Consider the following 14870-nt stretch of genomic DNA (forward strand, 5'->3'; position numbering starts at 1 on the left):
AATTCGCAATGTGGACAATCAGGCTGCGGATGATGTCAGCGTGATGCGATCCAGCGGGCCGACGATAAACAGATATGAAATGAGACCAATAAGTCCCATCGAGCCAACGTATAAAATGGCAAAGTCGAACGACTGAGTATTGGCAAGAATCACGCCGATGACCAGCGGCGTAACGATGCTTGCCATATTGCCGCACATGTTAAATACGCCGCCGGCAATACCCAGAACTTCCTTCGGCGAGGTGTCGCTGAGTACGCACCAGCCCAGGTTACCAAACCCTTTGGCAAAAAAGGCCAGACTCATCGCCGCAATGACCACAAATTCTGAAGAGGTGTAGTTGGCGATCACAATTACGCAAGAGAGCAACATACCGCAGATAACAGGCAGTTTCCGCGCGACGGTAAGGCTATAGCCGCGTTTGAGTAGCCAGTCGGAGAACACGCCGCCGAGCAGGCCGCCAATAAAACCGGCAATGGCTGGAATACTGGCCACAAAACCGACTTTCAGAATCGACATGCCTTTCGCCTGGTACAGGTAGGTCGGGAACCAGGTCAGGAAGAACCAGGTGATAGAGGTGACGCAGAATTGCCCGATGTAAACACCGATCATCATCCGGTTAACACAGACGGTTTTAATCTGCGCGAACGTTATTTTCTGCGGCTCCTTTTTACAGCCCAGAGAGGGCTCGCCACCACCGCTACGAATATAGTCAATTTCCGCTTGATTAACTTTTGGATGGTGCATCGGATCTTTGACTTTCATTAACCAGAATATACCGAGCATCACGCCAATAGCGCCAATATAATAGAAGACAAAATGCCAGCTTAAATTATGCAGAATGATCGTCATTAGCGGGGTGATAATGCCCAGCGAGATATATTGCGCAGCCTGATAAACTGAAGTAACGAAACCTCGTTCATTATTGGGAAACCATTGTACGCTTAAACGACTGTTCGCCGGAAAGGCAGGCGCTTCAATCGCGCCCATCAGCAGACGTAGAATAACCAGTACAATTAATGGGCTGCCATACAGATAGATCGTTCCCTGAAACATGGTTACTAACGACCAGCCAATCAATGCGCAACCGTAAACCAGTCGTGAACCGTAGCGGTCTAATAGCCAACCACCGGGTAGTTGCATAATGACATAGGCGATACCAAATGAGGAGAAGGCCAGGCCCATCGCTTCCGGATCAAAACCTAATTCTTTACTCATTATTGGGGCAACTACGGATAGAGTTGCGCGATCCGCATAATTAAATACGGTAGCAAGAAATAAAAATATAAGAATGGTATGACGCACTTTTGTGCGCTTTATTATTGTGTTCATTATCTACTCCTCAGATAAGGGCAGAATGCATCCTGTAAGGTAAGAGAGGCGGGACGGATTCCCGCCAGTCGGGTTAAGGGCGTTTGCCAAATTCACATGTTAATTGTGTCCAGCGGCGCGCTTGTTCACTGAGCGTGAAACCCAGACCATGACGATCGGAAATCCACATGCGGCCATCGCGCAGCTCAAGTTGCTCGTTGAATAATGGGTTCAGCCACTCGAAATGTTCCAGCCACGGCTCCAGGGGATACGCTGCGGAAAGGTGCAGGTGTACTTCCATCGCAAAGTGCGGCGCCAGCTTACGCCCGTGTTTCGCCGCCAGATCCATAATCTTCAGGAAAGGAGAGATACCGCCGACACGCGGCGCATCTGGCTGAACGAAATCGCTGGCATTGCCCAGAATCAACTGCTCGTGTTCCCGGAAACTGGTCAGCATTTCCCCGGTGGCGATAGGCGTATCCAGCGCGGCAGCAAGCTGGGCGTGGCCTTCGATGTCGTAAGCATCTAGTGGTTCTTCAATCCAGATAAGATTGAACTGTTCCATTTTACGCCCCATGCGGATAGCCGTTTCGCGATCCCACTGCTGGTTAGCGTCAACCATTAACGGGAACTCATCCCCAAGCGCTTCACGTACTGCGGTTAAGCGGCGAATATCCTCAGCGCAGTTGGGTTGTCCGACTTTCAACTTAATACCGCCAATGCCATTTTCGCGGGAAATCACCACATTTTTCAGCACTTGATCGAGCGGTGTATGCAAGAACCCCCCTGAGGTGTTGTAACACTGAACGGAGTCGCGGTGCGCGCCCAACAGTTTTGCCAGTGGCAGACCGGCACGTTTAGCCTTCATATCCCATAAGGCGATATCGATAGGGGAGATAGCCTGTACCGCCATCCCGCTACGCCCCACCGAGGCTCCGGCCCACAGCAGCTTGGTGTATATTTTGTCGATATCATTGGGGTCTTCGCCCAGTAGATTGTCGGCTATCTCTTTGGCGTGAGCATAAATACCCTGGCCGCCAGCACGTTTGGAGTAGCTAAAACCAACGCCTTCAAAGCCATCGCGACTGCGGATTTCGGCAATGATGATTGCCACTTCGGTCAAAGGTTTCTGGCGACCGGTCAGTACCTTCGCGTCACTCACTGGCGTCGCCAGCGGTAGAAAAGCCAGTGATAGCTTCACCCATTCGATACGATCGCCGGTTTCTGCCGCAGTTCTGGTATTCGCCGCTTTTGCATACGTTACGGCGTCGGAATTCGCGCTTAAAGCCATTTTTTTTCTCCTGATAATCACAAAATGATTGCGCTAACATTTTTATTATTAAGCGAACACAGGATCCAGAAAGTTGATGTTGATTTGAATATTTGATCACATATGTCGTATAAAAAGCAGGATTTATTGCAAAATGGATCACGATCCAAAAATATCTGGGGAAATGCATAATACAAAATGATGGCGCTATCATTTTGTAATGACTGAGCTTGATAAGCTACTGTATTTACGGCCTTTCCTGATGCGAAGCTGGCAATAGCCGCAGGCATGATGAATAATGCGCGGATAAATCAGCCAATCTTTGCAGGGGCATCAGACGTGAAGAGAACCAAATCACCTCGTGCGCCGACGCTGGAAGATGTAGCACGTAGCGCCGGGCTGTCTCCGATGACAGTCAGCCGGGCATTGAATTCGCCACAACTGGTTCGCCCCAAAACGGTTGAGAAAGTCATGCAGGCGGTTCGCGTCACAGGCTACATACCCAACGCGTTAGCCGGTGGTCTGGCGTCGCGACGGAGTAAATTAATCGCTGTCGTCGTGCCGCAAATTAACAACAACATGTTTGTCGATACCATCCAGTCGCTGAGCGATGAACTGGCCCGACGCGGATATCACATATTGCTGTGCGTGGCGGGATATACCGAACAAACGGAAGCGGAATTGGTGGCGACACTGCTTTCCCGCCGCCCCGATGGCGTGGTGCTTACCGGGATCCATCACACGATAGAACTGAAAAAGGTCATCCTGAACGCGGCTATTCCGGTGGTGGAAATTTGGGACTTAACGCCCACGCCGCTTGATATGCTGGTCGGTTTTTCCCATGAAAAAGTCGGGCAGGCGACGGGGGAGTATCTTCTGAGTAAGGGCTATCGTCGTCCCGGCTTGTTGTGGACCGCCGATCGCCGAGCCGCGCAACGCAAGCAGGGGTTATGTAGTGTTCTTCAACGCCACGCTATTCATGCCGTACCGCAGGTAGATGTCCCCCTTCCGGCATCGCTTTCGCTGGGGCGCAGCGGTTTAAGCCAGCTTTTTGACGAAGGGACGTTTGATGTCATTGTTTGCAGTTCTGATACCCTGGCACAGGGGGCGATGATGGAGGCGGAAAGCCGTGGTTTGCGCATCCCGCATGATTTAGCGGTTATTGGTTTTGGCGACCTTGATTTTGCCGCCAGCAATCGACCATCAATTACTACCGTAAGCGTTGACAGACGCGCCATTGGCCAGCGCGCCGCTACGCTGTTGGCCGATCGTATTGAACAGAAACCGTGCGCAGAAGCTATTGTGGATATTGGCTTTCATTTGATTGAGCGAGAGTCCGCATAAACGGGAACATGCCATCGGGATCGGCCAGGCCGGATCAGGCGTTAGCCGCCATCCGGCATTGAATATATTACGACCGCAATACCGCGCCGGGATATCCTAACTGGCGCCACGCTTCATACACCACCACCGACACCGCATTCGACAGGTTCATGCTACGGCTATCCGGCATCATCGGAATGCGAATCTTCTGCTCTTTAGGCAACGCATCGAGAATGCTGGCGGGCAGGCCGCGCGTTTCCGGGCCAAACATCAAATAATCGCCATCCTGATAGCTTACGGCGCTATGGGCGGGCGTACCCTTTGTCGTCAACGCAAACAGGCGCTGCGGGTTTTCGGCGGCGACAAAGGCGGCATAATCGTGATGGCGCTGAACCGCGGCGAATTCGTGATAGTCCAGCCCTGCGCGGCGTAAGCGCTTATCATCCCAGGTAAACCCCATCGGTTCGATGATGTGCAGACGAAAGCCGGTATTGGCGCAAAGACGAATGATGTTGCCGGTATTCGGCGGGATTTCTGGTTCGAAGAGTACGATGTTAAGCATGATGCCCCCTTAAATGCGGGGGCAGAATAGCAGAAATTTACCGGGCTCTCACGCGCCAGGCGTTCAGGCGGCATCGCCTTTGCTCATTGGCGCCAGCGCGGCGGGCAAACTTTTCCCCAGTTCCTGCACCAGTGAATCGCCACTGATTTCGCTAATGGATTTCGCGCCGGTCAGGGTCATGGCGACCTTCATCTCTTTCTCAATCAGGTCCAGCAGGTTGGCGACACCCGCTTTTCCTGCCGTCGCCAGCGCGTAGAGATAGGCCCGACCCAGCAGTACGGTATCGGCCCCCAGCGCAATCATACGCACGACATCCAGCCCGTTACGAATCCCGCTATCCGCCAGAATGGCGATATCGCCTTTCACCGCATCGGCAATGGCGGGCAGGGCGCGGGCGGAAGAGAGCACACCATCGAGCTGGCGGCCGCCGTGATTCGACACCACGATACCGTCAGCGCCGAAACGTACCGCATCGCGGGCATCTTCTGGATCGAGGATCCCTTTGATCACCATTGGGCCGTCCCAGAATTCGCGTATCCACTCCAGATCTTTCCAGGAGATGGACGGATCGAAGTTATTTGCCAGCCAGCCGATATAGTCCTCAAGGCCGGTCGGTTTACCCAGATAGGCGGAAATATTGCCTAAATCATGCGGGCGACCGTTCAGGCCGACATCCCACGCCCATTTAGGGTGCATCACCGCCTGCCAGTAACGGCGCATGGCCGCGTTTGGGCCGCTCATCCCGGAGTGGGCGTCACGGTAGCGCGCGCCCGGCGTTGGCATATCCACGGTAAAGACCAGCGTGGAGCAGCCCGCCGCTTTTGCACGTTCCAGCGCGTTGCGCATAAAGCCCCGGTCACGCAGTACATAAAGCTGGAACCACATCGGGCGCTTAATGGTTGGTGCAACTTCTTCAATCGGACAGACGGAGACGGTGGAAAGGGTGAACGGAATGCCCTTTGCGTCTGCGGCGGCGGCGGCCTGTACTTCGCCGCGACGGGCGTACATGCCGCACAGGCCTACCGGCGCTAATGCCACCGGCATCGACAACGTTTCGTTAAACAGGGTCGTTTCCAGGCTTAAATCGGACATATTTTTCAGCACGCGCTGGCGCAGAGCGACTTGCGACAGGTCTTCCACATTTCGGCGCAGGGTATATTCCGCATACGCGCCGCCGTCGATGTAGTGGAAGAGGAAAGGAGGCAACGTGCGCTGAGCTGCGGTGCGATAATCGCTGGCTGCTGAAATAATCATGATTTATTCTCCCTGGTCATCTCATTATGGTCGCCGGGCAGGCGGGTAATACGCGCCTGGCGGGCCTGGTCTTCATCAAATCGTTTAATCGTGGTGTGGACAAAACTGAGGTGCGCCATCATCGCTTTACGCGCGCCCTCGGCGTTACCGTCCAGAATGGCGTCCATCACTGCCTGGTGTTGTTCCGTCAGCTTTGAGAATACGGGCGGAACGAGATACATACGCTGGCGACTCTGTTTGACGGAGGATTGCAGGACGTCGAAGAAACCGCGCATGGTTTGCAACAGCACCACATTGTGCGAGGCTTCCGCGATCGCCAGATGAAAGCGCACGTCGGCCTGGGAGGCGAGATCCGGGTCTTCGCTGAGCGTCGCATCAAAGCAGAGTCTGATTTTCTCTTTGTCGGCAGCGGTGGCACGCATGGCGGCGTGCCAGGCCGTACTGGCTTCAATGGCGTGGCGGGCTTCCAGAATGTCGAAACTGTAGTCCGGATCGTTCGCCATCAGCATTTTCAGCGGTTGCACGATATTCTGTTCAGACCAGGTTTCGTGCTGCCAGCGGACAAATGTCCCGCCGCCGCGACGACTCACCAGCACGCCTTCACTGACCAGCTTCGCCAGCGCTTCGCGTAAAGAGTTGCGTGATACGCCAAGCTGTAGAGCCAACTGGCGCTCGGCGGGCAATTTCATGCCCGCTTCCAGGTTTTGTTCTTCAATCAGCGCCCGCACGCGAGAGGCAATCTCGTCTGACAGGCGTTTTGGCATCACAATCACGGAATCATCCAGGTTAAAACATAGGCCTGAAGCGTAGTGATCACGCCCACCATACAGGTGAAGATCAGGCTGTGTTTGACGGTAAAACGGAACAGATCGGACTCTTTCCCTACCAGTCCCACCGCCGCGCAGGCGATGGCGATAGACTGCGGCGAGATCATCTTCCCGGTTACGCCTCCAGTGGTGTTCGCCGCCACCATCAGCACATCAGAGACGCCGATTTGCTGCGCCGCGGTAGCCTGTAGAGAGGCAAACAGCGCGTTAGATGAGGTGTCGGACCCGGTCAGGAAGACACCCAGCCAGCCGAGGAACGGCGAGAAGAACGTGAAGGCGCTGCCGGTGTGCGCCAGCGCTAACGCCAGCGTGGAGGAAAGCCCGGAATAGTTCGAGATAAACGCGAACGCCAGCACCATGCCGATGGAGTAAATCGGCAACGCCAGCTCTTTCAGCGTGCTGCCAAAGGTCTGGATTGCGGCTGAGGGCTTCATTTTCAGCCAGACGATAGACAACAGCGCGGCAAACAGGATCGCCGTGCCGGTGGCGGAGAACCAGTCAAATTTATACACCGCCGCGTAAGCGGTCGCTTCGTGTACGACCGGCGGCATACGGGCGACCAGTTTATCGAGATACGGTACCGGAACGTTAATTACCCAGTCATACAGCGCGCCGCCGGGGGCAAACAACGCTTTAAACGGCGGTACGCTCCAGAGAGTGACCGTGGCGGTCAGGAACAGAAACGGCGACCAGGCGCGAACAATTTGCCCTGTCGTATAGCGGGTGCGGGCCAGCGTCTGATCGACCTGCGACGCGCCCATATCGCCGAAGCGGAAGATGCGCACCGGCTGCCAACGTTTGAGGAACAGCGTCAGGCACACCAGAGACACCAGTGAAGAGATGATGTCCGGCAGTTCCGGCCCGATAAAGTTGGAGCTGAGATACTGGGCGATAGCAAACGAGCCGCCAGCGACCATCACCGCAGGCCAGGTTTCTTTCACGCCGCGCCAGCCGTCCATAATCGCCATAATCCAGAACAGGACGATAATGGTCAGGAACGGTAGCTGACGACCGACCATCTGACCGATTTCAAAGCTGTCCAGGCCCGTGACCTGTCCGGCAACCAGAATCGGGATCCCCATCGCGCCAAAGGCGACTGGCGCGGTGTTTACAATCAGGCACAGCCCTGCCGCATACAGCGGATTAAAGCCCAGACCCACCAGCAGCGCGGCGGTTATCGCCACCGGCGCGCCGAAACCCGCCGCGCCTTCAAGGAACGCGCCGAAGCAGAAGCCGACAATCAGCATTTGCAGACGCTGGTCGGGGGTAATCGACAGAATTGACGAGCGAATAATGTCAAACTGCCCGGTCTTGACCGAAATTTTATAGACAAAGACCGCGGCGATGATTATCCAGGCTATCGGCCATAGCCCGTAGAAGAAGCCATACACGACCGATGCCAGCGCGTGATCGACCGGCATTTTATAGAACAGCAGCGCGACGGCGAGCGCGATAACCACCGTCCACGAAGCGGCAACATAGCCTTTCAGCTTGAGTTTAATCAGGGCGAAAAAGAAGAACAGGATTGGGAGCGATGCGATCAGGCTGGAAAGCCAGATATTACCCGCCGGGTCATAGTTTTGTTGCCAGAGGTTCATTGCAGGTCTCCTGAGAACCACACGCATAATGGGATGAATCTTTGCTCATCTCGTTGGGGTCACATTATGTGTAAAAGTGGTCCTGCCAATATTGTTGTGTATGGATAATGACAACAAATAGTTAACCAGATGTTATTTATTGGCAACGGTATTGTAGAGTTAATTTAATGAAATGTGAGTGGGTAGTGGTAACGGGCTAAAATTGGTAGGGCCAATCAAGGGGTGGGGACAACAAAGGGAAGTGAAAAGGCAATGGCATAATGCCATTGCCTTTGATGTCGGGAGTGTTGTTACTTCATTACCACTGGAAGCCCGCGCCAATAGCTGCAGAGTAATCGCCCTGGCTGTTGCTGGTTCCTTGCAATTTATACACCCAGCCCCCGCTTTCACTTACCATGGAGACACCAATGGCGACGGCACTTTCACCATTAAACGTACCGCCAGCAATCGAGGTCATGTTGGCGCCCGGGGCGTAGGCTTGTGGCAGACCGGCCATCGCCATCGCTGAAGCGATACCGCCGCTCATCTTGTTTTCTACCCCTTTGATTTTGCTGTTCATTTCACCCATTTTCTGGTCGGTATAGGTGTTTGCTTCTTCGACGCTGCGTTTCAATTGCGCATAGTTAACCGCATCCGTATCATTCACCGCCGCTGAAACATTGCCGATCCGAGTGGTGCCGCCACTCCCGTCTCCCAGGTTGAGCACGCTATAGTTAACCGAGCCATCTGCATTGGTTTCATAACGCACGGAGCCTGCTTCTGAGGCTTTCAGTTGCGCCACATTAACCGCGTCAGTGTTGTTCACCCCTGCGGCAACGTTGGTAATACGGCGTTGTTGAGTAGAAGAGCCGACAGACACAGTATTAGCTTCATCTGCGACGGAATTTGTGCCTAACGCCACGCTGTTTTCAGCGGCAGCAATAGAGCCAGAGCCAATCGCGACGCTGTCCGCACCCTGGGCATTTGCATCTGCGCCATCGGTGTTGGTCTTGAAGTACTTGGTGCTACCGGTAGTGACGATATCGCCAATGCCGTTTTCGATATTGGTGACGCGGGTATCCAGATTCGATACCTGAGTATTCAGGTTAGTAATGCTCTGGGTATTCCTGGAAACCTGCGCGTCCGTTACTTTCAATTGACTCACGTTAACGGCATCGGTATCTGCCGAACCCGCCGCGACGTTAGTGATCTGACGTTGGCCGTCTTCACTGCCGACAGAGAACTCACCGACAGAGTTCTGCGGTGTGTCCATGTTGTAGGCGGTGTAGTCAGTCTGTGCGCCGCGAGTGGTCTGAGAACCATTACCCATTGCAATACTGTTTGCATGATTGGCGCGTGCGTTAGAACCGATAGCAATACCGTTGATGGCATCAGCCATCACCAGTGTATTCAGACCAATACCAATACCTGCATCAGCATTGACGATGGTCTTCGCACCCATTGCCAGTGAGTCAGTTCCGACAGCCAGTGAATCTTCTTCCGTTGAGTTTGCGTGGTAGTACTTGGTCGGTGTAGTAGTGACCGCACCAATGGCATTTTGTAACTGACGAACTGTTACCGCATCTTGCGCTTCAGAGCCGTCAGCAACGTTGGTAATTTGACGATAGCTTTCTCCATCCGTCCCCAATGACAACGCGCCCAGCAACTCTCTGTCTGTTGTATTGTAGCCAATGACGACGCCATCGCTTGTTGCGCTCGTTTCTCGTATACCGGTTGTAATAGCGCGGTTAGAGGTGGAGCCACTGCCCAAAGCGATACTGCCCTCAATGCTGCTGCTGCTGTTTTGGCCAAGAGCCAGACTGCCAGCGCCAGAGGCGACGGCGTCGTAACCTACTGCCGTTGCGCCGTTACCCGTTGCGTATGCATCCTGGCCTTCAAGCCCATTATCATTCGTACGGATGTATTTCACGCCGGTACCATTTTCCGTGATATAGGTTTCGCTGGTATCGCCGGCTAGTTGGCTAATAGATTCACTATACTGAGAAATCAGCATGTTAGTTTCATAGAGCTGAGAGCCATTAACAGCGTCAGTACTGTCACTGGCGATTTCACCTGCAGCCACATTGGTTATCTTATTGGTACCGCTGGTACCGTGGCTGGCGCTGAACGCGCCTTCTTCGTCATCCCAGCTCAGTGCATCGGTACCAAGATTGGTGATGGACGTATTGATATCCGCGATAGCAGAGGTGTTTTGATCCACCTTCTGGTTAGTTTCATACAACTGTGAGCCGTTTACCGCGTCTGTACTGTCCTCAGAAAGCGCCCCGGCGGCGACATTGGTTATTTTACTGGTGCTTCCACCGTGGTTTGCGCTGAAAGCGCCGATGTCTTCGTCCCATAACAGAGCGTTATCAGTGAGGCCGGTAATGGACGTATTAATGTCGGAGACAGAAGTATTCAGGTTCTCAATCGCGGTGCTGTTCTGAGTGATGTTAGTGGTATTGGCGGCGATATCGGTCGTGTTCTGATCCACTTTTTCGTTGGTTTCGAACAGCTGCGATCCGTTAACCGCGTCGGTACTTTCTTCAGACAGCTCCCCGGCAGCAACGTTGGTGATTTTGTTTGTCGTACTACTTCCGTGGCTGGCAGAGAACGAACTCGTTGTCTCATTCCAGCTCAGGTTGTCAGAGCTAAGATTGGTGATGGACGTATTAATATCTGCGATAGCAGAGGTGTTTTGATCCACCTTCTGGTTGGTTTCATACAATTGTGAGCCGTTAACGGCGTCTGTACTGTCCTCAGAAAGGTCCCCGGCGGCGACATTGATGATTTTACTGGCGCTTCCGTTGTGCTTAGCGCTGAATGCGCCAGAGGCTGCATCCCATAGCAGTGCATCGTCAGTGAGCGTGGTGACGGAATTGCTCAGGTTGTTGATACTGGTGGTGTTGGTGGCGATATCAGTGGTGTTCTGATTGATGCTGGTGGTGTTGGCAGCGATATCAGTGGTGTTCTGAGACACATTTTCGTTGGTGGCAAACAGCTGAGAGCCGTTAACGGCGTCGGTGCTGTCAGCGGCCAGGGTACCCGCCGCCAGATTGGTGATTTTGCTGTCGCTTCCGTTGTGCTTAGCGCTGAATGCGCCAGAGGCTGCATCCCACAACAGGGCATCATCGGTGAGCGTGGTGATGGAATCGCTCAGGTTGTTGATATTGGTGGTGTTGGTGGCAATATCAGTGGTGTTCTGATTGATGCTGTTGGTATTGGTGGTGATATCAGCGGTGTTCTGATCCACTTTCTCATTTGTATCAAACAACTGAGAGCCGTTAACGGCGTCGGTGCTGTCAGCGGCCAGGGTACCCGCCGCCAGATTGGTGATTTTGCTGTCGCTTCCGTTGTGCTTAGCGCTGAATGCGCCAGAGGCTGCATCCCAAAGCAGTGCATCATCGGTGAGCGTGGTGACGGAGTCGCTCAGGCTGTTGATATTGGTGGTGTTGGTGGCGATATCAGTGGTGTTCTGATTGATGCTGGTGGTGTTGGCAGCGATATCAGTGGTGTTCTGGTTAATGCTGTCGGTATTGGTGGCGATATCAGCAGTGTTCTTATCCACTTTCTCATTTGTATCAAACAACTGAGAGCCGTTAACGGCATCGGTGCTGTCCGCAGCCAGGGTACCCGCCGCCAGATTGGTGATTTTGCTGGCGTTTCCCGTGTGGCTAGCGCTAAAGGCGCTGATGCTTTCATCCCACAACAGCGCGTCTTCGGCTAATCCTGCGACAGAGGCCTCTGTGTTAGTGATAGACGTGTTAAGTGCGCTTAATGCACTGCCTACGTTATTGTAGATGCCTGTGCCTACCTCGTAGAGGGGCGCATTCACTGTACCATCACTATTAACGGAAGCCCCTCCGCCGAGTCGGTCGGCGACGGATTGACTTAAAGAATAAATTTGCGCACCTGTAACGGCATCGGTACTGGTGGAATTGATGTCGCCTTTAGCAACGTAGGTGATCTGCCGCTGAGTGGTGCTGTTACCCACGGCGACGGAATTGTCTTCCTGGGCGACAGAGCCCGAGCCAAGGGCAACTGAGTTGGTGCCTATCGCTTTTGCGCCATTACCAAAAGCAGCGCTGTCGTCGCCGCTCGCAGTAGCTTGATAACCTAATGCAGAGGAAGTTGCTCCGCTCGCGACAGATTTATAACCTAACGCAACCGATTTTGCGCCGCTCGAATTGGCATACACGCCCATTGCCATTGAATAACTTCCACTGGCTGAGGATGAGGCGCCCATTGCAATGGCCCGGTCACCGGCTGAAACCGATTTTACGCCAAGCGCTAACGAAGAGTCGCCGGTGGACTGGCTGTAGGAACCAATGGCGGTACTCCATTTCCCCATCGCGGAGGCTTTATAACCCATTGCGGCGCTTGCGCCATCAACGTTGGTGTAAGTATTGGCTGTGGCATCGGTACCAATTGCAATCCACCCTTTTCCTCCAGTCTGGGTACCCGTTGGAGTAACGCCGTCGCCTGTATCGTTTCCTGCGTTGGCCAGTGCATCCGCAGAAACCATAATGCTGCTAAGACCGATGAGTGCGGAAACCGCCAGCTTTCTGCGGCCGTTTTTTTTGCCGCGGCTTTTTGCGGTTTCGCTGGTGACAACAAATGTTCCCGTAGCGGCATTCCAGAGGACTTTAAATATTCTATTCATGAATGAGTAATTTCCTTTTCTAAAATAATTGTATCAATGGCTATTATTTTTTTGGCTTCTTTTTTGTATCGTTAATAGGTTGTATGCTGTCGAATATGACATTCTCCATGTCAATACCTATTTTTAGATACTTAAGATTATTGGGCGATACGCCTTTTAATGTTAGCGTGACGTTTGTCCATGCTCCCGGTAAGAGTTCGATTGTCGAGTCCATTTTCGTGTTGAGCAGGAGTTGTTTCCAGCGAGGCAGATCTTTTGCCTCGGAAGGTTTTTTCGTACCCCATGTCATATTAAACGCAAGGTTTGATACCGGAATGCTGAGTAAGTTAACTAAATCAAGATGAATAACACTTCCATTATCTATTGGCTCAATAGATAGAATACGCCCGGCTAATCCGATATTGCCGTTGTTAATAATAAAATAGTGCGTTTGTGATGGGTCCAGTTCTGTATAGTCGAATAGCCGTTGTTTGCGTTCAACGCGGCCAACGACTTCGGTGACCTTTTTGGTTGTGTTGATAATCGTAGCTTGTTGTTTTTCTAACAGATTTATCTTTGCTTCTTGTTCTTTTTGTTGTTTTTCTAACAGGTTTATCTTTGTTTCTTGTTCTTTTTGTTGTTCTTTCATTTCTTCAACAAGGTGTTTATCTGCGAAGTAATCACAACCAGATAAAAAGAATGTGAATCCCAACGCAAGCAGGGGGATAAATTTTCCATTTTTGTGCATATGAAATATCCTTGTTAATAATTTATATAATATAAATAGTTAACCTGTTATTTATACAACTAGCTCATCATTCAGCGAGTATTGCCAATAACTCATTAACGTATGGTTAGAATGAAAACATTCGTCGCTTCTATAGAAGCGCGCAAAAACCCGACGTTATTTATCAATTGCTCATAGCAATGCTTTATAAAAATATAATTATAATGTTTATGTATGGGGATTTTTTTCAGGGATGATAATGTTATTTAATTTTGCGGGTCAATCATATTCTGCGGGGTATGAGAAAAGAGGATGAAAAAATTCATTGTATAAATACAAACAGGCACGATAGTGGGATTTTTCATCCTGAAAAAGCAGGGATTACCGTTAAAAATGAACTTGTATATAATCGGTGTAAATACTTCCATGAAAAATTCGGAATATAGCCCGATGCTCTCAAGACATCCTCCGTACAACGGGTGTCCTGAGAGCCTGGGATGCGGAAGGTTTAGAACTCGCTCTTCGCGAAACCTGTCATCTCTTTGAGCCCCATTTCCCGGCCCAGCGCCGTCATCGGGTGGACAACAATCAGGCCACGCACGCTTTTCTTCAACTTGCCCATGTCGGCCTGCTCTTTTTTAGTGATCGCGCGGCGAAACGGCAGGTTCATCAGCTTCTGCGCTTCTTTACTCAGTTTCTGGCTGTGTACTTCGCGCAGACGGATAATTTCTGCTTCTAGCGTCTCTTTTTCTTTTTCCAGCTCCGCGTATTTATCGGCGGATTCAACCAGAGAGAGACCTGCCTGCTGGTGGCGAATAGCGTCAAGACGATCGCTCAGGCGTTTAATTTCGTTTTTTTCAACTTCTTTCATGGGATAGCTTCTGATAGAAATGGGATAGATACCTTATAGTATGCGCGCAGTGAGTGATTCTTCACAACTCATGACGTAAAGATAATCAATTATGGCAAGTATTACACTGCTCATTATTTAATTATCTCGTTGAGAATAAAATCCTTTTTGTCGAAAGAAAAGATGAAGCGCCCTTTTGTCGGCAAGAAAAGCGATTAAGCACATTTTCCTCAATGACAACGCTAAATTGATCCTAAACTCAAATAAGCGACCGCGGGAGTCAGACGCGGGTCCCACATGGAGGATCTATCATGGCAAAAATAGGTGAGAACGTACCACTTCTTATTGATAAAGCCGTCGATTTTATGGCGTCCAGCCAGGCGTTCCGTGAATACCTGAATAAAACGCCGCCGCGTGATTATGTTCCTTCCGAGGTGCCGTCGGAGAGCGCGCCCATTTATTTGCAGCGTCTGGAATATTACCGGCGGCTGTACCGACCAAAAGAAGAAGAAAGGAGTTAACGGCGGGAT

The 14870-nt window shown here is 51.9% G+C and carries 11 protein-coding genes; 2 read left to right on the top strand and 9 right to left on the bottom strand.

What is annotated here, in order from left to right:
* Positions 1-18 precede the first annotated feature (18 nt).
* Positions 19-1329 (bottom strand): MFS transporter, encoded by a 1311-nt coding sequence (locus J4617_RS15875; protein ID WP_001092104.1) that lies wholly within the window; start codon positions 1327-1329, stop codon positions 19-21.
* 73 nt (positions 1330-1402) lie between these two features.
* Positions 1403-2599, bottom strand: coding sequence for an L-talarate/galactarate dehydratase (locus tag J4617_RS15880; protein ID WP_001218249.1), 1197 nt, complete (start codon positions 2597-2599; stop codon positions 1403-1405).
* Between the two features lie 318 nt (positions 2600-2917).
* On the opposite strand from J4617_RS15880, the gene J4617_RS15885 reads away from it, so the two are divergent.
* A complete protein-coding gene (locus J4617_RS15885) occupies positions 2918-3922 on the top strand; it encodes a LacI family DNA-binding transcriptional regulator (RefSeq protein ID WP_001537635.1) in 1005 nt (334 codons plus the stop codon).
* Between the two features lie 67 nt (positions 3923-3989).
* Here J4617_RS15885 and trmL read toward each other — a convergent pair whose 3' ends face one another.
* The 7 genes from trmL to J4617_RS15920 all read right to left on the bottom strand — a co-directional run bounded on the left by trmL (position 3990) and on the right by J4617_RS15920 (position 14361).
* Positions 3990-4463 (bottom strand): tRNA (uridine(34)/cytosine(34)/5-carboxymethylaminomethyluridine(34)-2'-O)-methyltransferase TrmL, encoded by a 474-nt coding sequence (trmL, locus tag J4617_RS15890; RefSeq protein ID WP_000932335.1) that lies wholly within the window; start codon positions 4461-4463, stop codon positions 3990-3992.
* Positions 4464-4526: 63 nt separating this feature from the next.
* A complete protein-coding gene (gene lldD / locus J4617_RS15895; RefSeq protein WP_017466096.1) occupies positions 4527-5717 on the bottom strand; it encodes an FMN-dependent L-lactate dehydrogenase LldD in 1191 nt (396 codons plus the stop codon).
* Positions 5714-6490 (bottom strand): transcriptional regulator LldR, encoded by a 777-nt coding sequence (gene lldR / locus J4617_RS15900; protein WP_000636696.1) that lies wholly within the window; start codon positions 6488-6490, stop codon positions 5714-5716. The genes lldD and lldR overlap by 4 nt, the downstream gene beginning before the upstream one ends.
* Positions 6487-8142, bottom strand: a complete 1656-nt coding sequence (gene lldP / locus J4617_RS15905; protein WP_001055305.1) for an L-lactate permease — start codon at positions 8140-8142, stop codon at positions 6487-6489. The genes lldR and lldP overlap by 4 nt, the downstream gene beginning before the upstream one ends.
* A gap of 298 nt (positions 8143-8440) precedes the next feature.
* The gene (gene sadA, locus J4617_RS15910) at positions 8441-12784 is read right to left on the bottom strand and encodes a trimeric autotransporter adhesin SadA (RefSeq protein ID WP_001079582.1); all 4344 of its coding nucleotides are present in this window, start codon (positions 12782-12784) and stop codon (positions 8441-8443) included.
* A gap of 43 nt (positions 12785-12827) precedes the next feature.
* Positions 12828-13511, bottom strand: coding sequence for a DUF3251 domain-containing protein (locus tag J4617_RS15915; protein WP_000549457.1), 684 nt, complete (start codon positions 13509-13511; stop codon positions 12828-12830).
* A gap of 487 nt (positions 13512-13998) precedes the next feature.
* Positions 13999-14361 (bottom strand): YibL family ribosome-associated protein, encoded by a 363-nt coding sequence (locus J4617_RS15920; RefSeq protein WP_000665687.1) that lies wholly within the window; start codon positions 14359-14361, stop codon positions 13999-14001.
* Between the two features lie 290 nt (positions 14362-14651).
* Here J4617_RS15920 and J4617_RS15925 point away from each other — a divergent pair, with 290 nt between their 5' ends.
* A complete protein-coding gene (locus tag J4617_RS15925) occupies positions 14652-14861 on the top strand; it encodes a hypothetical protein (protein ID WP_001062559.1) in 210 nt (69 codons plus the stop codon).
* The last annotated feature ends 9 nt before the right edge of the window (positions 14862-14870 follow it).

The sequence above is a fragment of the Salmonella sp. 32010601201800023SM genome (genome assembly GCF_017572235.1).
Classification (GTDB): domain Bacteria; phylum Pseudomonadota; class Gammaproteobacteria; order Enterobacterales; family Enterobacteriaceae; genus Salmonella; species Salmonella enterica.

Excerpts from the sequence above, each read along its gene's own strand:
- J4617_RS15920 (WP_000665687.1), bottom strand. The coding sequence starts at position 14,361 with ATGAAAGAAGTTGAAAAAAACGAAATTAAACGCCTGAGCGATCGTCTT.
- J4617_RS15875 (WP_001092104.1), bottom strand. The coding sequence starts at position 1,329 with ATGAACACAATAATAAAGCGCACAAAAGTGCGTCATACCATTCTTATA.
- sadA (WP_001079582.1), bottom strand. The coding sequence starts at position 12,784 with ATGAATAGAATATTTAAAGTCCTCTGGAATGCCGCTACGGGAACATTT.
- trmL (WP_000932335.1), bottom strand. The coding sequence starts at position 4,463 with ATGCTTAACATCGTACTCTTCGAACCAGAAATCCCGCCGAATACCGGC.
- J4617_RS15880 (WP_001218249.1), bottom strand. The coding sequence starts at position 2,599 with ATGGCTTTAAGCGCGAATTCCGACGCCGTAACGTATGCAAAAGCGGCG.
- J4617_RS15925 (WP_001062559.1), top strand. The coding sequence starts at position 14,652 with ATGGCAAAAATAGGTGAGAACGTACCACTTCTTATTGATAAAGCCGTC.
- lldP (WP_001055305.1), bottom strand. The coding sequence starts at position 8,142 with ATGAACCTCTGGCAACAAAACTATGACCCGGCGGGTAATATCTGGCTT.
- J4617_RS15915 (WP_000549457.1), bottom strand. The coding sequence starts at position 13,511 with ATGCACAAAAATGGAAAATTTATCCCCCTGCTTGCGTTGGGATTCACA.
- lldD (WP_017466096.1), bottom strand. The coding sequence starts at position 5,717 with ATGATTATTTCAGCAGCCAGCGATTATCGCACCGCAGCTCAGCGCACG.